General features: G+C 56.1%; 16 protein-coding genes. 9 read left to right on the forward strand and 7 right to left on the reverse strand.

Going from position 1 to position 23,424, the window contains the following annotated elements; all coding sequences use genetic code 11:
* Nucleotides 1-21: 21 nt before the first annotated feature.
* Complete coding sequence (locus tag H6973_00620; GenBank protein MCP5124171.1) at nt 22-1,047, forward strand: ketoacyl-ACP synthase III; 1,026 nt, start codon at nt 22-24, stop codon at nt 1,045-1,047.
* On the forward strand, nt 1,044-1,451 hold the full coding sequence (locus H6973_00625) for a GNAT family N-acetyltransferase (GenBank protein MCP5124172.1): 408 nt from the start codon (nt 1,044-1,046) through the stop codon (nt 1,449-1,451). Before H6973_00620 ends, H6973_00625 begins: the two co-directional genes overlap by 4 nt.
* A gap of 266 nt (nt 1,452-1,717) precedes the next feature.
* Here H6973_00625 and H6973_00630 read toward each other — a convergent pair whose 3' ends face one another.
* From H6973_00630 to H6973_00640, 3 genes are all read right to left on the reverse strand, one after another.
* Nucleotides 1,718-3,562 (reverse strand): ATP-binding protein, encoded by a 1,845-nt coding sequence (locus H6973_00630; protein ID MCP5124173.1) that lies wholly within the window; start codon nt 3,560-3,562, stop codon nt 1,718-1,720.
* 432 nt (nt 3,563-3,994) lie between these two features.
* Nucleotides 3,995-4,564, reverse strand: coding sequence for a hypothetical protein (locus H6973_00635; GenBank protein MCP5124174.1), 570 nt, complete (start codon nt 4,562-4,564; stop codon nt 3,995-3,997).
* A gap of 122 nt (nt 4,565-4,686) precedes the next feature.
* Nucleotides 4,687-5,592 (reverse strand): DUF3365 domain-containing protein, encoded by a 906-nt coding sequence (locus tag H6973_00640; protein ID MCP5124175.1) that lies wholly within the window; start codon nt 5,590-5,592, stop codon nt 4,687-4,689.
* A 1,374-nt stretch (nt 5,593-6,966) separates the two neighbouring features.
* Here H6973_00640 and H6973_00645 point away from each other — a divergent pair.
* Entirely contained in the window at nt 6,967-8,184 is a 1,218-nt protein-coding gene (locus H6973_00645) for a class I SAM-dependent rRNA methyltransferase (protein ID MCP5124176.1), read from the forward strand.
* On the opposite strand, the gene H6973_00650 is transcribed toward H6973_00645, so the two are convergent.
* The 3 genes from H6973_00650 to H6973_00660 all read right to left on the reverse strand — a co-directional run bounded on the left by H6973_00650 (nt 8,161) and on the right by H6973_00660 (nt 12,114).
* A complete protein-coding gene (locus H6973_00650; GenBank protein ID MCP5124177.1) occupies nt 8,161-10,164 on the reverse strand; it encodes a diguanylate cyclase in 2,004 nt (667 codons plus the stop codon). The genes H6973_00645 and H6973_00650 overlap by 24 nt on opposite strands.
* A gap of 80 nt (nt 10,165-10,244) precedes the next feature.
* A complete protein-coding gene (locus H6973_00655) occupies nt 10,245-11,153 on the reverse strand; it encodes an N-formylglutamate amidohydrolase (GenBank protein ID MCP5124178.1) in 909 nt (302 codons plus the stop codon).
* 181 nt (nt 11,154-11,334) lie between these two features.
* On the reverse strand, nt 11,335-12,114 hold the full coding sequence (locus tag H6973_00660; protein MCP5124179.1) for a response regulator transcription factor: 780 nt from the start codon (nt 12,112-12,114) through the stop codon (nt 11,335-11,337).
* Between the two features lie 155 nt (nt 12,115-12,269).
* On the opposite strand from H6973_00660, the gene H6973_00665 reads away from it, so the two are divergent.
* Both H6973_00665 and H6973_00670 read left to right on the forward strand, forming a co-directional pair.
* On the forward strand, nt 12,270-14,093 hold the full coding sequence (locus H6973_00665; GenBank protein MCP5124180.1) for a hypothetical protein: 1,824 nt from the start codon (nt 12,270-12,272) through the stop codon (nt 14,091-14,093).
* 154 nt (nt 14,094-14,247) lie between these two features.
* The gene (locus tag H6973_00670; GenBank protein MCP5124181.1) at nt 14,248-14,697 is read left to right on the forward strand and encodes a hypothetical protein; all 450 of its coding nucleotides are present in this window, start codon (nt 14,248-14,250) and stop codon (nt 14,695-14,697) included.
* Nucleotides 14,698-14,859: 162 nt separating this feature from the next.
* Here H6973_00670 and H6973_00675 read toward each other — a convergent pair whose 3' ends face one another.
* Nucleotides 14,860-15,441, reverse strand: a complete 582-nt coding sequence (locus tag H6973_00675) for a DUF1211 domain-containing protein (GenBank protein MCP5124182.1) — start codon at nt 15,439-15,441, stop codon at nt 14,860-14,862.
* A 769-nt stretch (nt 15,442-16,210) separates the two neighbouring features.
* Here H6973_00675 and H6973_00680 point away from each other — a divergent pair.
* The 4 genes from H6973_00680 (at nt 16,211) to H6973_00695 (ending at nt 23,366) form a co-directional block, all read left to right on the forward strand.
* Complete coding sequence (locus H6973_00680; protein ID MCP5124183.1) at nt 16,211-18,373, forward strand: hydantoinase/oxoprolinase family protein; 2,163 nt, start codon at nt 16,211-16,213, stop codon at nt 18,371-18,373.
* 11 nt (nt 18,374-18,384) lie between these two features.
* The gene (locus H6973_00685) at nt 18,385-20,709 is read left to right on the forward strand and encodes a hydantoinase B/oxoprolinase family protein (GenBank protein MCP5124184.1); all 2,325 of its coding nucleotides are present in this window, start codon (nt 18,385-18,387) and stop codon (nt 20,707-20,709) included.
* Nucleotides 20,710-20,752: 43 nt separating this feature from the next.
* Nucleotides 20,753-21,259, forward strand: coding sequence for an acetone carboxylase subunit gamma (locus H6973_00690; protein ID MCP5124185.1), 507 nt, complete (start codon nt 20,753-20,755; stop codon nt 21,257-21,259).
* A 130-nt stretch (nt 21,260-21,389) separates the two neighbouring features.
* Nucleotides 21,390-23,366 carry an acetoacetate--CoA ligase gene (locus tag H6973_00695; GenBank protein MCP5124186.1) on the forward strand — a complete coding sequence of 659 codons (1,977 nt, stop codon included), beginning with the start codon at nt 21,390-21,392 and terminating at the stop codon, nt 23,364-23,366.
* The last annotated feature ends 58 nt before the right edge of the window (nt 23,367-23,424 follow it).

Here is a 23,424-nt window from a genome sequence, read left to right on the forward strand (position 1 = left end):
GTATGCCAAAAGAAATTCCTGATGCATCATGCTCAAATCCTCAGCACCGGGAGCAATGCGCCTGACCGGGTGGTGACCAACGCCGACTTCGCCGCCCGGTTCGGCGAGAAGGTGGACGATTGGCTGGTTGAGAATGTCGGCATCCGCGAGCGCCGGTATCTGCGCGAGGATCAGGTCACGTCCGATTTGGCGGTCGCCGCCGGGCGTATGGCCCTGGAACGGGCCGGTCTGGAACCGGCGGCGCTGGATCAAATCATCGTCGCTACCGATACCCCGGATTATCTCAGCCCGGCCACGGCAGCGGTGGTGCAAGCCAAGCTGGGCGCACACCGGGCCGGCGTGTTCGATGTCAACAGCGCCTGTGCGGGATGGGTCACGGCCTTGGACCTGGCGGCCCGGCAGATACTTACCGAACCGGAAGACACCACAGTGCTGGTGATTGGCGCGTATGGCATGAGCCGGTTCCTGGACGGAAACGACAAGAAAACTGCGACCCTGTTCGCCGATGGGGCCGGTGCGGTGATCGTTGGCGCCGGTTCAGCACCTGGCTGGCTGGCCACGGTCACGGCGGCGGCGGGTGAATACCATGACGCCCTGGGCATCTACACCGGAGGAACCTTTCGCCCGGCTACCGCCGATCACGTGGCGCAATTCGGCCCGCCGGTGGTGCAGTTCGTGCGCCCCTTTCCGGCGACCTTCAACGTCGAACAGTGGCCGCCGCTGATCGAGCGGCTACTCGCCAAAGCGAGCGCCACGACCGGAACCCGCCTGCGCCCGGAGGATGTCGATCGCTACTATTTCACGCAGGTCAACCTGCGCGTCATTGAAGCTGCCATGGCGGCGTTGGGGCAACCGCTGACCAAGACCCACTGGATCATGGATCGCTATGGCTATACCGGTTCCGCCTGTATCCCGATGGCCTTGGACGACGCCATTCAGCGCGGCAACGGCCCGCAGCCCGGAGAACTGGTGTTGTTCTGCGCCAGCGGCGGCGGGATCGCCTTGGCGGCGTCGTTATGGCGCTGGAGGGAAGGGACTACATCATGACCCTTGTGTACAAAGAAAATGCGCCATTGAGCATTGAAGCGGCGCAGGATCTGTACCGGCGCTCCACGCTCGGTGAGCGGCGTCCGGTGGATCAACCAGATCGGTTGGCCGGAATGTTGAACCATGCAAATCTGATCATCACGGCCTGGCATGAGGAGTACTGCGTAGGCATCGCCCGCACCTTGACCGATTTCACCTATGTGGCTTATCTGGCGGACCTGGCGGTCGATGCCGCCTATCAACGGCAAGGTATTGGCCGACAACTGATTTTTGAAACTCGACAGCGATTGACGCCCGCGTGTATGGTCGTGCTGTTGGCCGCGCCCCAGGCCCATACCTACTACGCCCAGTTGGGCTTTGAACCCCATCCCCGCGCCTGGGTGCGCCCAGGGAATCATTCATGAAAACTCTTGGGCTGATCGGCTGAGCGCGCCTATAGTTTTGCTAATGTAGAAACCAGGCCAGATTCTAAGCAAGAAATTGATCTTGCTTATACCGTTTCTCGATAAGTTTTGAATCATAGGTTCCCCCCTTTAGCAAAGGGGGGTGAGGGGGGATTTGAACGCCGTGGATCGAAGCCGCTCGTCAAAATCCCCCCCAACCCCTCTTTTTCAAAGGGGGGAGCTTCTAAAACACACACGACATAGAAGATCGGTAAAAACCACCGCATTTAGCAGCTCCGCGATAGATACTCGCCCAGTAATTCCTGCAAATCCGCATGAAACCGCCGGGCGACCGCCGGGGTCAACCGGTGCTGAGCGTTGAGCAGCGCGCTGTAGTACAGCCCGGTCAGGATCGACCGATAACGAGGATGATCTGGTTCGGTCAGTGCGCCCAAGCGTTGTACGAGAGGATGTTCCGCGTTTAAAAACAAGGTCAACGGATATTGGCGCAAGCGGTCGCGCACCTCGCCCGCCAGTTCCGCCAGTCCGTCCAGGGCAAACGGTTTTTCCAACGTTCGCTCCATCGCATCAAATGCTGTAATGCGCTGGCCGGTCAGTAATACGGCGCTGAGCGTGGCGGGCTGAAACCGGCGCACCTGCGTATGCACCGCGACTTCCCGTTCCGCCAGCACTCGGTCTACAGCGCGCGCCAAACGCTGGTAAGTCGCTTGTTCCTCTGCTGGCAGTTTTTCATACCATTCTGGATCATCCAACCGATCCAGAGGTTTCAATTCGACCATCTCGGCGTGTTGACGCGCATAGCGGCGCAATAAAGTCTCATCAAAAGGCCGGCCTGCGTTGATCGCCAGCACCCCGTGCGCCTGGCAGAGAGCATTAAACTGATTGGCGTCGGCCTCATGGGTAAAAAAATAGAGCAGGCGTTTACCCTGTTCCGTGGTGGGCTGGCGGGCCAGAATGTCGGGCAAACTCAATTGCCCTTGGTGCGTCTCAAAGGGCAAGTAGTCCAGCACCGCTGCGCCGAATTCCGCATGACGCGCCGCCATGCCCTTAATCGCGTCATGTTGCCAATCGCAAAGTTGCAGAAAGCGTGGTTGATCATGGTTCGCTAGATCGAGCAAGCTGGCGACGATTCGTTCCCCTAACCCTGTGCGTAAGGCCGACCAAGCGGCGTCGCGCAATACATTATCGCGAGCGGCGGTCGGTTGCAGGTCGGGACAATCCACTACGCCGCGCACAAAACCGGCCCATTCCGGTAGTAACTCAGCATCGTTCGGACGAATCGCCATCCGCGCCTGAAACAGGTCGACCGCACCGCCGGTCGACTGGCCCGGCGTGTAGCGGGCCGGGATGAATAACCCGCCCAATGCGCGCGGTTGCGCCAAGTCAATGGGAATAACCAGCAGCGGCGGATCGGCGTAGCGCTGGCTGAGAAAGGCCGCCAGCGACCGTTCCCGTTCCACAGGATCGCTCCAACCCGGTTCATGCCAAGGCGCATTAACCGCGTTGATCGGGCCAAAGCCGTTCAACAAAATCGGGAACGGCAGAAAATCGGCATAGCGGCGCACCACTTGGCGAATTAATCGCCCGTCCAGAAAGTCGGTCCGGTCAGGCGCTAAAGTGACAATCACTCGGGTGCCAGGCGGTTGCGCGGTCGCTGGCAACGCCTCCAGTTGATAATCTTCGCCGCCATGATTGACCCAGCGCCAGGTTTGCAGCGCTCCAGACTTACGGGTGAGAACCTCGACTTGCTCGGCTACCACAAAAGCGGACAGCAAGCCGATACCGAATTGACCAATGGTCGCCACCGCCACATCCCGCGTCGCCAGTTCCTGAGCGTGATGACCGGTGCCGGTGCTACCGATGACGCTCAGGAATTCCTCAATGTCGCGCTGATCCATGCCGCTGCCGTTGTCGGCGAAGCGCAACGTCCGGTTCGCTTCGTCCACATCAATACGGATTTCACCCGCCGGCTGTGGCGTGTGAACCTGGCGTAACTGGATGCTGTCATGAGCGTTTTGCAGCAGTTCACGAATAAACACTTCCGGCTCCGGATACAGGCTTTTCGCCAGCAACCGGACCAGACCCTGAAAGCTGGTGCGCATCTTGGGCATGGGGAAACTCGCGGTTTGCGGTAAGCTATAGTCAAACAGTTTTATGTTGATTGCCCTTCCAGCAAGGAATACTGTAGTGGCCTGAGCACATGGCGAACTATCCAAAAACTGTTTGACTATAATCGTCGTTTACTTGCCTTTCACGAGTGCGACCGCCCGGTCCGTGGTTCCGTTGCGGAGAATTTGATTCCCACTCGATGATTGCGGTTTGGAAGCCGTTATTATGGTTTCATTCGCAATAATGTGGTTTGAACGCGACCGATAGAATCACTTAATGTGCTCGAAAAAAACCGATGATTGCAGTTCGCTACAGATAGGCGTTAAAAACTTTCCCATTTTGGGTTGTTATCGGGAAAGTTTTGGCGAGAAATCGGCGAAAGAACGCCTCACAGAATTTTCTCGGATTTGGGCCTACACCCCACACTAAGCCGATTAAGAGGTAGTAGCTAGACTCTGATCCATCAGGAGTTTTTGTCTAACCTGTTCTTTAAATTGAAGCGACTCCTTCCATTCAGGAATTTCTTTAGCCAGCAAGTCAATCGACATGTCCAGATTCAAATCCTGTCGTAGAACCTTGTTGCAGATCACCGGTGCTACGGGGCCCATAAATTCAGTCAATACTTCTTTCAACACTTCCAGAGTCTGCTGGGAAAGTGTTTTAGCGGTCGTTTTAACTGCCCCCGATTTCGGAGAAGAAATACTGCCGCCACTGAGAAAATTAAAAATATCGGTGGTTGAAGGTTGCCAATCAGGGTCAGGAGTGACACTGCTGCTCTTGATAAATTGAAACCAGTTAGGTTTGATCTGCTGGATCAGCGATAGTGCTTCCGCCCCCCGCTTATTCTTATAAGACAAGGTTACGATGTTGCCGTTCAGAAGACCAATTCGGACCATTTGGCGATCTTCTGTCACAATAGTCATATTGCCAGAGAGTTTGTCTTGAGAAATTTTCTGGAGTTCGGCTACTACTTGAGCCAAAGATAACGGTTGTGAATTGCTCATGTCAATTAACCTTAAATGGAATTTAGGAAATTGATACCTAAGTAACGATAAGTGCTAGCTCAATCAGCTTGTGACGGCAATGAAGCGTCTGTATATGAAGGAGCTAGCACGCTGAATATTGGCTATCCTTTTGATTGCCCTATCGTCCATTTTAAGCTGCGCCGCAATAACTCAAAAGAATGAGCGAGTTCACCAATTTCGCTGCCATCCCGCTTAACGTTAATCTCTTGCTCAAGATTCCCTTTGCTTAGAACAACTGCCGCCTCCGTAATGTTTGCGATTGGCAGAAGAATGTTTCTCTTTACTAGGGTGTTAATTATTAGAAATATTAAGCTGAAAATCAAGGTAATTATCCCTACTGCTACAAGCCCGCGTTGAATCACTAAAGTATTGACATCTGCTAATGGAACACCCAGGTTAATTGTGCCAACAACGCTGCCAGTTTGATAATTATAGCCGCTTGTCGTGCCGTATTTGCTAGTTATTGGCATAGGGGCGCTTTTCGGATCACCGTGGCATACCATACATTCTTTTTTAGCTACACTGGGGCGAGAGGAAACCAGAAACCGTTCGCCATTAATCTCGCCAATTTGTATTATTTCATCTAATTTTCTATCTTCACGATATTGATCTAATAATTTTTTTTCAAACGGCCCCGCCATATTTTTTAGATTCAATGGATTATCAGAAGCAACTTTAATATAGTAGTTAGGTTGCCTTTTAATGAAATAGTTAGCCACCTTGCTTGTTGCCACAGCCCCAGACATTGTAGGTGATTGAAACATTTTTGCTTCCATGAGATCTGGGCGAACATCCTTTGAGATGTACTCTCTCATAGAAGTAACCATATCCAACATTAATGTTAATTCTTTATTAGATTCCGCATGTACTTGGTACTGTGTGACCAAATAAATAATCGGAATGCTAATCATAATGGTGATGATATACAGCCAGACTATCGATTTACGAAATCGCTTTATTAAGCTATTTGTGATGACCGGACCCATAGGATTTTTCTCGTTTGCCATTGCAGTTCTCCAATTTACCGATGTCAATTAGTGCGATGTTCGACTTTATCAGACAATCAGTTCCCTGAATCGAGGGTCTGGCTGATTGAGTAAGTGGTTCACAAAAATCTGGGGAGTGTGAGTTAAGATTTTTACATCATCATTCCATGTCCAGATTGTTTCGGATAAAACATGACCTTAGAAATATAAGCAAATAATGAGCCAATAATAAAATTTAAATAGGTATTTGAATTTTAAATATTATTGCTTGATTGGGATCTCGATAGATTATTTTTAATAATTTTTGTTGTTAAAAATAAGGTAGATTTTTATTTTTTTAATATATTTCAAGTAAATAGCATAAACAATAAAAGTTGTAGTTAACAACCTTTATTGTTAACTATCGCTCATTCTCAAAAGGATTCTATCGGCCATCCGGGCACATGTTACCTCTGCTGCCAGGTTTCAAATCAAACACACAGACCAGATTCACACAGTACCGGATACGCGATATGACTGCGACACCGCATCCACCCGAGTTCGATAGTTCAGCCCTCAATATCACTACTGTTACTCAATAAAAACAATATCTTGACCAGAGAACCCTAGCACTTTTATGGTGGCGCGTCTACCTCACCAGATTTTGATTGACTTGGATGAGCGCGCTGATAAAGTGGCGGCATGTTGGTGAAGATTACCAACTCAGGCAGCCGTCGCTACGTCCAATGGGTCGAGTCCTTTCGCGATGAAGGCGGGCCGGGTCAAGAAATGCACCTTGGCCACCCTCGGGTGGCTTGATCCACTGGACGGTGGACTCGATACCATCATCAACGGTTTGTTCAAAGCATGTTTGGAGCACTACCGGATGCGCTGATCGATGATCAAGCCCCGGTGGAGACTGTCGTCGCCGGTGTGCTGCGCCCGATGATCGCCTAGGATTTAGCGGTGGTCTTCTGATTTGAAGATGATCCGCGCCGAAGGATCGAGTACCCCCTTACAAGGGTAGGTTTTTTCACGTCTCTCCTTCTGGCAGTGGTAACGAAAAATCATCGGTGGTCATCAGGATCGCTGGCCAGGGTTCAGGGCAACCGTGACCGATGGGGAACGGCTGATGATTGAACATCGCGGCGATAATTGACCTGGCATTCCGCATATCACTCAGCCATCTCCGGAATAAAGTAAAGACCGTGCTTCGGCGTACTCTATCGAGTCCACGCCCCACCATAACATATAGGCAAGCCGCCAAAAGTCAGCATAAGTTCTATTCTTAATAAATTGAATTAAAAGATATATTTTTGATTAACAAATTGGAAATCTAGTGTGCAGAATGTCGGGTTTACCACGTTCTCGCCAGCCTCCGCTTCCACGCCTCATCATCCCGGATACCCTGCGCTCATGACGACCCACTCTGTTTCCCTCGCCGAATTTGCCCCCTTGCGTCTACGCAAGAATGAAGATCGCCGGTTGCGCGCTGGCCACCTGTGGGTCTATAGCAACGAGATCGATGTGGAAGCGACACCGCTGCGCAATTTCCAACCCGGCCAGCCGGTGGCCATTCAAGCCAATAACGGTCAATTCATCGGCACGGGCTATATCAATCCACATGTTCTGCTGTGCGCGCGCCTGGTCAGCCGCGATGTGGAACATCCGTTGAACTCATCACTGCTGGTGCATCGCCTGAACGTGGCGTTGAGCTTGCGCGAGCGGATTTTCGAGCGGCCCTTTTACCGGCTGGTCTATGGCGAAGGTGACGGGTTACCGGGTTTGATCGTGGATCGCTACGGCAATTTATGCGTCGCGCAGATCACCACAGCCGGCATGGAGCGACTCAAGGACGAAGTGTTGGCGGCTTTGCAGAAAGTGTTGAAGCCGGCGACGGTGCTGTGGCGCAATGACAGTCCCATGCGAGAGTTGGAAGGCTTGGAGCGCTATGTCGCCGAGGCCGTGGGCGAGGTTCCTGAACTCGTCACCGTTGAGGAGGACGGTCTGCATTTCCAGGTCGCGCCGCGCACCGGTCAGAAAACCGGCTGGTTTTATGATCAGCGGGATAATCGCGCCCGGCTGGATCGCTACGTTCGCGACCGGCGGGTGCTGGATGTGTTCAGTTATGTCGGGGCCTGGGGTATTCGCGCTGCGGTGCGCGGCGCACGGGAGGCGCGGGTGGTGGACAGTTCCGCGTCGGCGCTGGAACTGGCAAGGGCTAATGCCGCGTTGAACGGCGCCAGCAACCGGGTGCAATTCCAGCAGGGCGACGCTTTTGAAGTATTGAAAGCGTTGCGCGAGGCCCGCGAACGCTTCGACGTGGTGGTCGTCGATCCGCCCGCTTTTATCAAACGCCGCAAGGATTTTAAGGAAGGCGCATTAGCCTATCGCCGACTCAATGAAATGGCCATGCAAGTCCTGGAGCGGGATGGTCTGCTCGTTTCCTGTTCCTGTTCGCAATTATTATCACGCGACCTGTTGATCCAGACCTTGTTGCAAGCTGCCCGACATCTGGATCGCAATCTGGTGATTCTGGAGCAGGGGCGGCAGGGACCCGATCATCCTGTGCCGCCAGCCATTCCCGAAACCGAATATCTCAAAATGGTGTTAGCTCGGGTGTTGCCCGCTTGACGTTTCACTACTTTCCGGCGCCGACTGTTCGGCGAACCGCCAATCATTCTTGCCTGCCCGCTTGGCTTCGTACATCGCGGCATCCGCCTGCCTGAGCAACGACATGGCCTGTTCCAGATTCGCCGGCCACTCTGGCCGGTAAAGCGCAATCCCAACGCTGGCGGTGACTGTAGCCCTGACTTCACCCACGGGCACCGGTTCCGCTAGACTGGCCACTAGTTTCCGGGCCACCGCTTCCGCCGCCTCGGCCTGTTCCAGATCGGCCAGGACAATGGTGAATTCGTCGCCACCCAGTCGCGCCGCGGTGTCGGTCGCACGGATGCATTGACGCAAACGCCCGGCAACCTGCCGCAGCAACTCATCCCCCATATCGTGGCCAAAGGTGTCATTCACTTCCTTGAAGCCATCCAGATCCACCAGCAGTAACGCTAATAGTCGCCATTGACGCCGGGACTGCTGCAAGCTCTTGCGCAAATGCTCGAAAAACAAATTGCGGTTGGGCAATCCGGTCAGGCTGTCGAAATTGGCCAGCCGCCAATTGCGCAGACTCACTTCCGTCAGCATCCGGGTGCGCTCCACCACCCGCGCTTCCACCTTCTCTTCCAGGGTCCGGTCGTAATCCTGCAATAGCGATTCGGCCTGTTCACGCAGTGCCTCAGCTTCCTTGTAATCACTGATATCAGTGGTGGTGCCGCGATAACCTCGAAATTCACCGCTGTCGTCGAACAGCGGCAAACCGCTGTTACGTGTCCAGATCGGCGTCCTTGCGCCGGGCAACCGCACCCGCAACACCCGTTGTTGAAAGCGCTGGCGTTGGCGAAGCGCTGTGCGAAGTCCGCTGAGATCAGCATCTTGATCCGGCAGCACATATTCCCGCCAATGCCGTCCCAATTGTCCTTTAAACGCTTCCCTGGAGCCAACGAAATGCCCCTGGAGATCACACAAACGTCCCTGCTCGTCGAACTCCCACAGGAGATCGTTGGATACTTCGGCCAAATCACGGAATCGACCGATATCCACCAGTCGCGCCTGGGACACGGCGCCTGTGAGCAGTCCCGAGGCTGCGATGACCGCCATGGCGATCTGATATTGGAACGCCAACATCGGTTGAGTGAAATCCAGGACCAGCACCATGATGCTTAATTGATAAAGCAGCACGGTGGGCATAGTCCCTCGAACTCCATGAGTCGCAGCGATCCAGGTCAATACAGGGAGCAACAACAAGGTCATGAAGGGATAGGACTGACCGAACCATTGGGGGAGAGGCGTCAAAAGTAACGCCACAATCAATGCGATGGATACTCCCCCTTGCAGGACGCCCAGGTGCACAGATAGAAATTCGGTGGCGGGAGCCGCTGTTGGTCGATATAAGGGTTCCTTCCGCACAAACCGTCGTGCGAAGGGTGCGACGAAGATTAACGCCAAAGGGGTGACAGTAGCGACGCCAATGAAAGCGCCGATCCACTTTTGCTCAACCATTTCTAGCCATGACAGCATGGGTGGCGATAATCCGGCTGCCTGTAACAACGGGGCACCCGCCAGCGCCGCGAACAGCGTACCCAGCATGACTGCGCCCAGAAAAGCCGCTACCCGTCGTGGATCATCAAAACGCCATGCGCCGGGGCGCTTGCCACCCGGACGATGGCGCAGAATGCAGGCGGCGATCAGATAGCCAAGCAGCGGCGCCAGGCTAGCGGCCAAGCTATAGGGCCAGCGCTCCCCGAACCCGTTGTGTGACCATCCTGCCAGTAGGGTGGCCAGCAAAGGTAAGGGCAGTGACCGCCAGCCATATTCCAGCAGAATGGCAAAGGTCAGACCTGCGCATGGAACCCAAAGATTAACGCCAGCTAATTGATTAAGCCGGTCGACCGCATGCCAAAGCGCCACCCAGATAACGACATAGGCCACGGCCAGCATGGCTGTCCGCGTCCATGAGCGTCTGTTGCGCGGGGCTTCGCCGGCGTTTTCCTCCGCACCCATGATCGATATTCTCCCGGAATTATCGAATACAATTGTCAATTATTATATACGACTATGGACGCCCTCAATAGTGCTATCGATCAGTAATGGCGAATCTCGTATAAGGTTTTATCCAGTAGAATGGCCTCAAGCGCATCACCAATTCGATCCGCCCAGTATGCGCAACCCTCATTATCGACCAGTAAATCCTGACGGATTTCTACTTCCACATGCGGCAAACCGGCAGCGCCGCCATGCGTATCCATGGTGAAACCCACTTCACGCCCTGAATAGGGCTGATTGTCGCCGACACACCATTCGATATTAGCCCCAAACCGGGTCAATAACGGTTCAGCTAGCCGGGGATCGCGATTCCACAGCACCCCAAGCTGCCAGGGACGACGAAACCCATTCATCACTGGGGTGAAACTGTGAATCGCGATCAATGCGGGCGCACGACCGTGACCATGCCGCCAGCGATGGGCCAGCGCTTGGGTAATCGCGTGGTGATAGGGCCAGAACACTTCGTTTAACCGAGCTTCGGCTTCCTGGTCACTCAGATCGCGGTTACCAGGAATAAAAATACCGTCGCTAACCTCGGCCATCGAAGTGGGATGACCCGGCGGACGGTTGCAATCAATGACCAGCCGTGAATAGCCGGCCAGGACGGCGGGCGCATTCAGGCGCGCTGCCAGTAACTGAGCCACTTGAGCAGCGCCGATATCCCAGGCAATGTGTTGGTTGAGTTCGTGCTTCCCCAGTCCCAAACTGTTCAACTGGGCTGGAATCACGTTACTGGCGTGATCACATACTAAAACCACTGGCGCTTGACCATTCGGATTGACCAGGGTGAAAGTTGGCGGATCGGTGGAACCGATAAGTACGGGAGGGGCAACCGGTTGTGTAGCGGCATCCGAGAGCAAGCAGGATTGCAGTCCGCCATGAAACCCGGTTTCATGGGTAGGAGCGTCAATCCCTTCGACATGACCGTTAGACGCAGCGTCTTTCATGTATGGAGGTTTCAGGCATCGGTAAAGGAAACAGCAAGTTATTTTGTCATATTTAATATGTTATCGAAAAATATTAATAAACCAGCGCCAATCGTGATCCTGAACCACAATCCCGGACGAGTCAAAGCAGAGTTGCCGGTCACGCGTAAGCATCCCTGCGATGATAGGATTCTGTCGGGGGTCAGCCGTGTCGGGTGACCGCGCGCATAGCCAGTTCGACCCGGCTGCGCGCATGCAGTTTATCCATGATCCGGCTGACGTAATTCTTGACTGTGCCTTCCGCCAGAAACACCGAGGCGGCAATTTGCTTGTTGCTCTTGCCTTGCGCGATCAGGTCGAGGATGCGTTCCTCCTTGTCGGTAAGCGGGTCGTCGATCGAATGCGAAGCAACCGGTTTCGGCGCGGACGTCGCCGTTTGAGCTGCTTGCAGCGCGGGGTCGACGCTGTCGATGTCCTTGAGGATAGCGCTTTTCAAGAGATCGGCTTCGGTTTTCACGGTGTAACCGGCAAACGTTCGGAACTGTTCCATCACTTTGCGGGCAATAGTCGGCGACAGGCGCGACTCGCCGCGTTGGACCGCACGCAGCGTCTCAAGCACTTCCTCCTCGGGGGCATCCTTGAGTAAGTAAGCCTGTGCGCCTGCATAGATGGCCTCGAACACCAATTCGTCGTAATCGTAAGTGGTGAGGACGACGACTCGCGTGGCAGGCAGCTTCGTAGTAATCTCGCGGGTGGCGACAATCCCGCTGGCGCGAGGCATTTGCAAGTCCATCACCACGATGTCCGGTTGGGTCGCTAAGGCTTGTTCAATCGCTTCCAGGCCATCCGCCGCTTGTCCAACCACTTCGATATCGGGTTCAGTCGCCAGCATGATCGCCAGCCCACGTCGGATCAGCGGCTGGTCATCGGCAATCAACAGTCGCAGGATAGGTCTGTCGGTATCGTTCACTGCTGCGCTCATTCTCAATGTTTGGGTTGCGATCGTGAATCGAAACATCACTACCGCCTTGCGCATTATTGTAGCGGATACCCCTTCAGCCAGCACAGCAACAAAAGTCATGCCGTAGTCATAGGAGCCGATGACCTCAGTCACAATGACATGCGAAAATTGCTATTATGAAACTATTATCCTATCTCAATCCGCGGTTACGGTTCTCCGCCGCCATCGGTTGGACGGTGTTCGCTGTCATCTTATTAGCAGCGCTGGCTGGAGCGAATCTGGCTGCCCGTGAGGCCGAACGCCTTGCCCGCGCCGATGCCGAACGCCTGCTAACCCAGTTCGCTGTGCAAATTCACCATGCGCTCGATATGAATTTGGAAATGCGGCGCTCCATCCTCCAAGTTACCGCCGTCCAAATTGCCGCTTCTCAGGATCGGGGCACCGATGCCCTCCGTCATCATCTCGAAGCCGTGCAGGCTCATTTCCCCGAATTCGCCTGGCTTGGCGTGGCGGACGAGCACGGTCGCGTAGTGGCTGCCACCGGCGGGGTGTTGCATGGTAAAAATGTCTCTGCACAGTTCTGGTTTCAGGAAGGCAAACAGCATTCGTTCATCGGGGACACCCGTCGTGTTTCCTTACTCGATGGGGAAGCTTTACCTGACAAACTCGCGAACGGATCACCAGGGTTCATTGTCGCCGTACCGATCAAGCAGCCTTCAGGTCATCTCGCTGGCGTTCTCAGCGCCCGGCTTTCCTGGAGTTGGATCGAGCGCCAACAAAATGAGCTGTTGCACAATCTGGATACGCAACAACCGCTCGATTTATTTCTGATTGCCGCTGTAGACGGTTTCTTGTTGATCGGTCCGAAAAACTGGCGCAACCGCACACTCGCAACCGGTTCTGACCTCAGCGAGGGTGGCGCCTACATGGTTGGCCGGAATAACGCGCTCTCTGAAGAAAAAGAAGGGCTGAATTGGATCGTCATTCTGCGTCAAGACGCCAGCACCGCCCTGGCGCGCGCCCAGACCGCCCGCCGGGGGGTTTTTCTAGTCGTGTTTTTGGCAGGACTGGGTTCAGCGGTCGCCGCGGTTCTCGCCACTCGCACCCTCACGCGCCGCCTGACGCTGCTGGCGGATCAAGCGCAGGCGGTTCGCCAGGGTGTACAACAAAATATCTCGGTTCCCGCCGGAGCCGATGAGATCGCCCATATCGGCGCGACCTTGGTCGACCTAGTGGGGTATCTGCAACAGGAAAAGAAGGGATTAGCGATCCTGAACGCGGAACTGGACGCCCGCGTTGCGCAACGAACCGCGCGCATCGAGCGAATGGCCAAGGAAGCCCGTCACGCCGCCATCGCCCGTGAGCGGTTACGGCTGGCGCGCGAACTGCACGATACGCTGGCCCATTCGCTGATGGCGCTGCTGACGCAGATTCGCCTGATTCGCAAGCTGCGCGACCGCCTTGATCCTGTTGAACTGGATGCGGAGTTGGCTCAGGCTGAAGACGTCGCCGCCAGCGGCCTGGCCGGGGCGCGCGCGGCGATTTCCCAAATGCGCCATAACGATGTGTGCGATGCGGGCCTTGGCGCAGCCTTGCAAGATCTGTTAAGTCGTTTTGAGGATCGCTCGGGCGTCGATGCCAGGCTGGATGCTGATACGCAAGCCGCTGGCCTCGCTGACGAGCGGGCGGAAACGGTGTTTCGCATCGTCGAAGAAGCGTTGAATAATGTTGAGCGGCACGCCGGTGCGCGCGCGGTGCGCGTCGCCTTACGCTGGGCCGAGCCGCAAACCGCTGCATCGCTCTGCTGGGATCCCGATGGGCCGGCGTGTGTGCGCGTCGAAATCGCTGACGACGGGGTCGGCTTCGACCCAGCGGCGCCCTGTCCGGGTCATTACGGATTGCGCGGCATCCGCGAACAAGCTGAACTGATCAAGGCGCGCTTCGAACTGCACAGCCGGCCTGGAGAAGGAACCTGCATCGTTCTGGAATTTAAAGCCTGAGAATTCATCGTGACGGATGACCTCTCTTCTACATGACGAACGGCACTTGGGAGCGTAGAGCAGTTCTCCTACAGTACACAAACAGGTTGCGCGGATGGCAAATTTTGCGAGGCGCTGCGCGACCTGCCGCCAACTCAACTGTATAGGAGAAACCATGATGAGTCTGATGAATACCTCCCGCCGGGCGCTAATCGGCAGCTTGTCCGCCGCGGCCCTGTTGGTCGTCACGAGTCTTCCGGTTTATGCCCAGGACGAGCTGATCATTATCGAACCGGTGTTAACCACGATGTATCTCAACGGCGGCGTCGGCGAGAGCAGTGAGCAATATATGCATAAGATCGCCAAGGATTGGCCGCTGCGCATGATTTTCTCCGAGCGCAAAGACAATGAATTCGTGGCTGATGTCAAGCTACTGGTCACTGATGCGCAGGGCGTACCTTACTTGCAACTCAGCAACGCCGGCCCGATGACCTATGCCATGCTGCCAGCAGGCAAGTACCGAATCACCGCTCAGTTCAGAGGCCAATCCGAAACGCGAGAAGTCACGCTGGACGGCAAAACCGGTCGCGATGTGTATTTTCACTGGAAGGGTGACGCCAGATAAGCGCTCGCGGCGACAAAATCCCAGCGGATAGCAACGACCGTTCGGTGGAAGCATATTGGCAATAGCCGGCCCGACTCGCATGGGGTGTGCTCAAGATCCTGGCGTCGCTGGTGGTGGTCAGCACCGGCGGCGCTGTGGGCCGCGAGGGCGGGAAAGCGTTGGTTAGGCGTCATGGTGTAGAGATTTCTCAATGCGGCGATCAGGTACCAGCCATATAAGGGCAACCAGGACATAAAGCGCCAGCGCCACCCAGGTCCACATAAAGGTGGAGATGATTCCGAGCAAGTACAGGAATGGGGAGAGCTTACCTTTCCAATCACCTCCGATTGCTGCCTTCAGTGGCGAGTCCGGCCCCTGCGAGGCAATAATCGTTTGCTGGAGAATCCAGTAAGCAATAGCGGCCGCAAGGAGCACTATGCCATAAAGCGCCGAAGGAACGGCAGCGAAGTGATTCTCGCCCATCCATCCGGTGACGAACGGAAACAGCGATAGCCAAAAGAGTAGATGCAAGTTTGCCCAGAGAATGCCCCCCGTTACCCCGGTGCTAGCGTGAAGCATGTGGTGATGATTATTCCAGTAGATGCCAATGTAAATGAAACTGAGCACGTAGCTCATAAACACTGGGGCAAGTGGCGCGAGCGCGCCAAGGCTGTCCCCATGCGGAACCTTCATTTCGAGCACCATGATTGTGATGATTATCGCGAGGACACCATCGCTGAACGCCTCAAGTCTGTTCTTTCCCATTCGCCACCTCATGAGATAAGCCGCCAACGCGCCAGTAAAAAGCCCCGCCGCTTGCGATGGGGCTTTTAAAAAGAAAAAAGACTGATCTGGGATAGCAGTGAGTATCGAACCCGCTACCCCAGATGGCTCACTCCTCTCCACCGCAAGCGGTGGGGCATCCTAAGCGTTTTCGTGAATCCTTGTTCCTGGTTTTCCGTACTCACTCCACCTGTGCCTCGGAACTTTCGATTTTGCTGGCGCAACATGCTGACAGTCAAATTGAATTCCACATGCAAGGGCGGTATGTCAGCTCAGTCGGTTGCAAGTATCGTCATAGTGAGCCTCCGGCAACAGAATGAAGGATAATCAAGATAAGCAATTGCCATACTAAGTACTCTTGATTTAAATGTTGACGAGCTTGCTCTATAGATATTCTCGCGAATCGATGCGGCGGCGGATTGCCGTTTCTCCAGCAAGCGATAGAGGTGAACCCGCACGAATACCTCAAGGCTCAACGCTACATCGCATCTTCCCCGATTTTAACTCGGCACACTAGGCAGATCAGTCTATTGATTGGAAATCGGTCGGAAGTCGGCTTGAGCGTGCGATTTTCGGATATTCGACACCCTCCATATTTTATATTGCAATGCAATATCATACATTATTTTATCAATCGACATATTGACTTCAGTTATGGTGCACTGCACGGATGGTCGAATGGCACGTCCGCTGCAAATCCTGGGGGGCCAGCAACGAACTGGCATCTAGATCACACACCAGAGGAAACCCCATGGAACCCCAAACCCTATCACAGGTACAGGTTATGGGCATCGATGCCGGCGGCACGATGACCGATACCTTCTTTGTCCGCGCCGATGGAAGATTCGTAGTCGGCAAGGCGCAGAGCAATCCAGAAGATGAATCCCTGGCCATCTTCGAGTCCTCGCAGGACGCGCTCAAACATTGGCAGCGGAGCGTCAACGACGTCTATCCGGAACTGGTTACCGGCGTGTATTCCGGCACGGCGATGCTTAACCGCGTCGTGCAACGCAAAGGACTCGAAGTCGGGCTGATCTGCAACCGAGGCTTCGAGCAAATCCATTCGATGGGACGCGCGATTCAAAGCTATCTCGGTTACGCGCTAGAGGAGCGCATCCATCTCAACACCCATCGCTACGACGAGCCGCTGGTGCCGATTTCGCGCACCCGAGGTGTCACCGAACGTACCGACGTGCAAGGTGAAATCGTCATCGAACTGCGCGAAAACGAAGTACGCAAGGCGACGCGGCAATTGGTGGAAGCCGGTTCCAAGGCCATCGTCATCTGTTTTCTCCAATCCCACAAGAACGCCACCAGCGAGCTGCGCGCGCGCGATATCTGCCGCGATGAACTGAAGAGACACGGCGTGGATATCCCGGTCTTCGCGTCCGTCGATTACTACCCATCGCGCAAGGAATCCCACCGTATGAACACCACGGTGCTCGAAGCCTATGCCGCCGAACCCTCGCGCCAGACCTTGAAAAAGGTCAGCGACCGCTTCAAGAAGAACGGCGCGCACTTCGATCTGCGGGTGATGGCTACCCATGGCGGCACGATCAGTTGGAAGGCCAAGGAGCTTGCCCGCACCATCGTGTCTGGTCCGATCGGCGGTGTGATCGGTTCGAAGCTGCTGGGCGAAGCACTCGGTTACGACAATATCGCTTGTTCCGACATCGGTGGCACCAGCTTCGACATGGCGCTGATCACCAAGGGTAACTTCGCCATCGCCTCCGATCCAGACATGGCGCGCCTGGTTTTGTCGTTGCCGCTGGTGGCGATGGATTCGGTCGGCGCGGGCGCGGGCAGCTTTGTGCGTCTCGATCCCTATAGCGGCGCGATCAAGCTGGGACCGGATTCCGCTGGTTATCGAGTCGGCACCTGCTGGGCGGACAGCGGTCTGGATACTGTCTCCGTGTCCGACTGTCACGTGGTGCTGGGCTATCTCAATCCGGAGAACTTCCTGGGAGGCGCCATCAAGCTGGACGTCGAGCGGGCCCGCGAACACCTCAAGGCACAGATCGCCGATCCACTCGGTTTGAAAGTGGAAGACGCCGCCGCCGGCGTGATCGAACTGCTGGACTTGAACCTGCGCGACTATCTGCGTGCCACCATCAGCGCCAAGGGCTACAACGCAGCCGAGTTCGTCTGTTTCTCCTACGGCGGCGCCGGTCCGGTTCATACCTACGGCTATACCGAAGGACTGCACTTCAAGGATGTGGTGGTACCCGCCTGGGCGGCCGGCTTCTCGGCGTTCGGGTGCGCCTGCGCCGACTTCGAATACCGCTATGACAAATCAGTCGATCTGGCCTTGCCGCACCTAGCCTCCGACGATGAAAAAGTCGACGCTTGCAAGGTCATCCAGACGGCTTGGAACCAACTGGCCGCCAAGGTGATCGACGAGTTCGTCATCAATGGGTTCAAGCCGGAAGATGTGATCCTGCGTCCCGGCTATCGCATGCAGTACATGGGGCAGCTCAACGACCTGGAGATCACCTCGCCGGTGACCGCGGCCACCACCGCCGCCGACTGGGATCAGATCGTCGCGGCGTTCGAGCATACCTACGGTCGTGTCTACGCCAGTTCGGCGCGCTCGCCAGAGCTGGGATTTTCCGTCACCACCGCCATCATGCGCGGCTTGGTCACGACGCAGAAGCCGGTCCTGCCGGAAGACCCCGAGGATGGCCCGACACCGCCAGACGAAGCCTATCTCGGCACCCGCCCGTTCTACCGCCACAAGAAATGGGTCGAGGCCACCATCTGGAAGATGGAAGCGCTCCATCCCGGCAACCACATCGTCGGTCCAGCCATCATCGAATCGGACGCAACGACCTTCGTGGTGCCAACCGGTTTCGAGACCACGCTCGACAAGCATCGCTTGTTCCATCTCAAAGAAGTGGCAGGAAAATCTAATTAGGAGTTGCCAGAATGAACATGATGACCTCCAACGCGGTACAAGGCCCCGATCTGTTGAAAAACGGCAAAACGCTCAAGCAGTTCCGCGATGAAATCCTCGAGCGCACCGCCGCCACCGGTCACTACAACGGCTTGGAACGGCTGGAATTACGCGAGAAAGATCCGATCGGTTATGAAAAACTGTTTTCCAAGCTGCGCGGTGGTCTGGTGCACGCTCGCGAGACGGCCAAGAAGATTGCGGCCAGCCCCATCGTCGAACAAGAAGGCGAATTGTGCTTCACGCTCTACAACGCGGCGGGCGACTGCGTGCTCACCTCGACCGGAATCATCATCCATGTGGGCACGATGGGCGCCGCGATCAAGTACATGATCGAGAACGGGTGGGAATTCAACCCCGGCATCAATCCTGGCGACATGTTCACCAATAACGATTGCCAGATCGGCAATGTCCACCCCTGCGACATCGCCACCATCGTCCCGATCTTCTGGGAGGATCGGCTGATCGGCTGGGTGGGCGGCGTTACCCACGTCATCGACACTGGCTCGATCACGCCAGGCTCGATGTCCACCGGTCAGGTGCAGCGTTTCGGTGACGGGTACATGATCACCTGCCGCAAAACCGGCATCAACGACATGCCGCTGCGCGACTGGCTGCACGAAAGCCAGCGTTCGGTGCGCACGCCGAAGTACTGGATTCTGGACGAGCGTACCCGCATCGCCGGTTGCCACATGATCCGCGAATTGGTCGAGGACGTGATTCGGGAAGACGGCATCGACGCCTACGAGAAATTCGCTTTCGAAGTGATCGAGGAAGGCCGTCGCGGCTTGCAATCCCGCCTCAAGGCCATGACCCTGCCGGGCAAGTACCGCAAGGTGGCGTTCGTGGACGTCCCTTACGCGCATCCGGACGTCCAGACCTCGTCGGCCTTCGCCAAACTCGACACGATCATGCACTCGCCCTGCGAAATGACGATTCGCGCGGACGGCACATGGCGCCTTGATTTCGAGGGCGCCAGCCGCTGGGGCTGGCATTCCTACAACGCCCATCAGGTCGCCTTCACCAGCGGCATCTGGGTGATGATGTCGCAGACGTTGGTTCCCACCCAGCGGATCAACGACGGCGCCTATTTCGGCACGCAATTTCATTTGCCCAAAGGGGCTTGGTGCAATCCCGACGACCGCCGCACCGGCCATGCCTATGCTTGGCACTTCCTGGTTTCCGGTTGGAGCGCGTTGTGGCGCGGCTTGTCGCAAGCCTACTTCAGTCGCGGCTATCTGGAAGAAGTCAACGCCGGCAACGCCAATACCTCCAACTGGCTCCAGGGTGGGGGAATCAATCAGGAAGGCGAAATCCACGCGGTGAACAGCTTTGAAGCCTCCTCGTGCGGCACTGGCGCCTGTGCGATCAAGGACGGCCTCAACCATGCCGCCGCCATCTGGAATCCGGAAGGCGACATGGGCGATATCGAGATTTGGGAAATGGCGGAGCCGCTGCTGTACATGGGCCGCAACGTCAAGGCTAATTCCGGCGGCTACGGCAAGTATCGCGGCGGCTGCGGCTTCGAAACGCTGCGCATGGTCTGGAAAGCCCAGGACTGGACTATGTTTTTCATGGGCAACGGTTACATGAACAGCGACTGGGGGACGATGGGCGGCTATCCACCCGCCACCGGTTACCGTTTCGAGGCGCATAACACCGGTCTCAAGGAACGGATCGAGTATGGCGACAGCTTGCCGCTGGGCGGCGATACTAATCCGGCCAAGCCGAACTACGAACACCATATCGACGCGACCGCCACCATCAAGCGCGACCAGCAGTGCATGACCACCGAGGATTGCTACGACGAGTACGATCTCTACCTCAATTACATTCGCGGTGGCCCTGGTTTCGGCGATCCGCTCGATCGCGATCCGCAAGCCATCACTTACGACTTGAACCAGAAGTTCATCCTGCCGGAGTTTGCCTTATCGGTGCACGGCGCGGTGGCAACCCAGGATGACAAGGGGACATGGTCGGTCGATGCCAAGAAGACCGAAGAGCGCCGCACCCAAATCCGCCAGGAACGAATCGCCCGTTCGGTGCCAACCCGCGAATGGATCAAGGCGGAGCGCGCGCGCATCATCACCAAGCATGCTTCGCGTCCGGTGCGGCACATGTATGCCACGAGCTTCGCGCTTTCTCCGAAATTCTTGGCGGAATTCAAGAAGTTCTGGCGATTGCCGCACGATTGGAAACTGATGGAGGAAGAGCTCGACGTGCCGTGTTATGGCTCGAAGTATCGGATGGACCTGGCGAAGCTACCGGATGTCAGGACCATCGTTCAGGTCGAAGAGTAACGCGAGCCGCCCCCTAACGACAAACTGAATCAAGGAGCACGCCATGTCTTCTTATACCAAAGATCAAGTACAGCACCTCGTCGAAGGGTCCCTGGATTGGGACACCACACTACGCATGTTGTCCATGCCCAAGGATAAGGAACGCTTTAGCCTCTATCTCGACGTGCTGCAAAGCAAGGTCAGTTGGCACGATCGCATCGTATTGCCGTTGAGTCCGCACATGTATATCGTGCAACAGACCAAAACCAAGGAATGGGTCGTGAAATGCGATTGTGGGCATGAGTTTTGCGATTACCGCGAGAACTGGAAGCTATACGCCAACATTTACGTGCGCGATACCGAGGAAGCCATGAGCGAAATTTATCCGAAGCTGATGGCCCCGGATGTCTCATGGCAAGTGTATCGCGAATACTATTGCCCGAGTTGCGGCACGCTGCATGACGTGGAAGCGCCGACCCCCTGGTATCCGGTGATTCATGATTTCGAGCCTGATATCGAGGCGTTCTATCAGGAATGGCTCGATTTGCCAGTGCCGGAACGGGCTGCTTGAGAGATGAAGGGTGACAATGGATCGCCGGGATAGCGATTCCCTCTGTATCAACACAGGGCCGCCACAAGGTTTTAGGCGGCCCCGACTATCATCGCCATAATGCGATTTTGGTATTCACGGAGATACGCCAATGAATGATAAGAGGCATCCTAATCGACCGCTGTGGACACCTGATCCAGCTTGGAGCGCCACGACGCGAATAGCGGCTTTTACCCAGCATGCTCGTGCCATCTCTGGCGCGGCCCTGGCGTCGTATGCGGACTTGCACGCCTGGTCAGTCGCCGCGCCTGAGCAGTTCTGGCTGGCGGTCTGGGAATTCTGCGGGGTGGTGGGTGAACGCGGGGAACGAATACTCGTCGATCCCGAGCGAATGCCGGGCGCGCGCTGGTTCCCCGACGCCCGCCTCAACTTCGCCCAGAACCTGCTGCGGGATTGCGCCAACCCGGAAGCCCTCGTGTTCTGGGGCGAAAACAAAGTCCAGCGCCGGTTGTCGCGGACCGAACTGCGTCAGCAGGTCGCCCAGTTCGCGGCAGCCTTAACCGCTACTGGCGTCGGCGTTGGCGACCGCGTCGCCGCCTATCTACCCAATCTGCCGGAAACCATCATCGCGATGTTGGCGGTGGCCAGCATCGGCGCGGTTTTCACCAGCGCCTCACCGGATTTCGGCGTTCAGGGCGTGCTTGACCGGTTCAACCAGACCGAACCCAAGGTGCTGATCGCCTGCGATGGCTACTGGTATAACGGCAAGGCCATCGATATTCGGGACAAGCTGGCCGAACTCGCGCCGCGGCTTCCCAGTGTGGAACGCCTGATTCTGGTTCCTTATCTGCATAATGAGGCGGACATGCAGGCGACGGAATTGCCCAAAGCGGTGTCCTGGGCGCGCTTCGTCGCACCTCATACGGCGGTGACCGAACCCGAATTTATCCCACTACCCTTCGATCATCCGCTCTACATCCTATATTCCTCGGGCACGACCGGCATTCCCAAATGCATCGTGCACGGTGCGGGCGGGACGCTGTTGCAGCATCTAAAGGAACATCAGCTCCACACCGACATCCGGGAAGGCGACCGCCTATTCTATTTCACCACCTGCGGCTGGATGATGTGGAACTGGCTGGCGTCCGGGCTGGCATCCGGCGCGACCCTGTTGCTGTACGATGGCAGCCCCTTTGTCGAACAGGGCCGGATTCTCTGGAACTACGCCCAAGCCGAGCGCATGACCCATTTTGGTACCTCGGCCAAGTATCTTGACGCTCTGGAAAAAAGCGGGATCAAACCGAGGGAAACCCATGAGTTGCACCATCTGCGGGTCGTTACGTCTACCGGCAGCCCGTTGGTCTCTGAACGCTTCGACTTCGTGTACGCCGCCATCAAGTCGGATTTGCAGCTTTCCTCGATTTCCGGCGGCACCGACATCATGGGCTGCTTCGTGCTCGGGAATCCTGCATTGCCGGTCTGGCGTGGCGAGATTCAATGCAAAGGGCTGGGCTTGGCGGTCGATGTCTGGGATGACGAAGGTCGTCCGATTCGGGAAAGAAAGGGCGAGTTGGTCTGCACGCGTCCGTTTCCGTCCATGCCGGTCGGTTTCTTGAACGATCCCGACGGCAAGAAATATCAGGCCGCTTACTTCGAGCGTTTTCCCGGTGTCTGGTGCCACGGCGATTTTTGCGAAGTGACCGCGCACGACGGCTTGATTATCCATGGCCGTTCGGACGCCACCCTCAATCCGGGCGGCGTCCGCATCGGTACCGCCGAGATCTATCGGCAGGTCGAGAAGCTGCCGGAAGTGATCGAATCGATCGTGATCGGGCAAGACTGGCGAGGCGACGTACGCGTCATCCTGTTCGTGAAGCTCCAGGACGGCATCGAACTCGATGACGACTTGATCGCCATGATCAAGCGGACGATTCGGGACAACGCCACGCCGCGCCACGTACCGGCGAAGGTGCTGCAAGTCACCGAGATTCCCCGCACCAAGAGCGGCAAGATCGTTGAGCTGGCGGTGCGCAACATCGTCCATGGCCAACCGGTCCAGAACATCGAGGCGCTCGCCAACCCGGAAGCTCTTGCGCTGTTCGCTGATCGCCATGAATTGCGAGAATGAAATAGTCATTTGAAAATTTTGCAGATATTGCAAAGCAAAAAGGTCGCTAACCACAATC

This window comes from Gammaproteobacteria bacterium (assembly GCA_024235095.1).
Taxonomy (GTDB): Bacteria; Pseudomonadota; Gammaproteobacteria; order Competibacterales; family Competibacteraceae; genus UBA2383.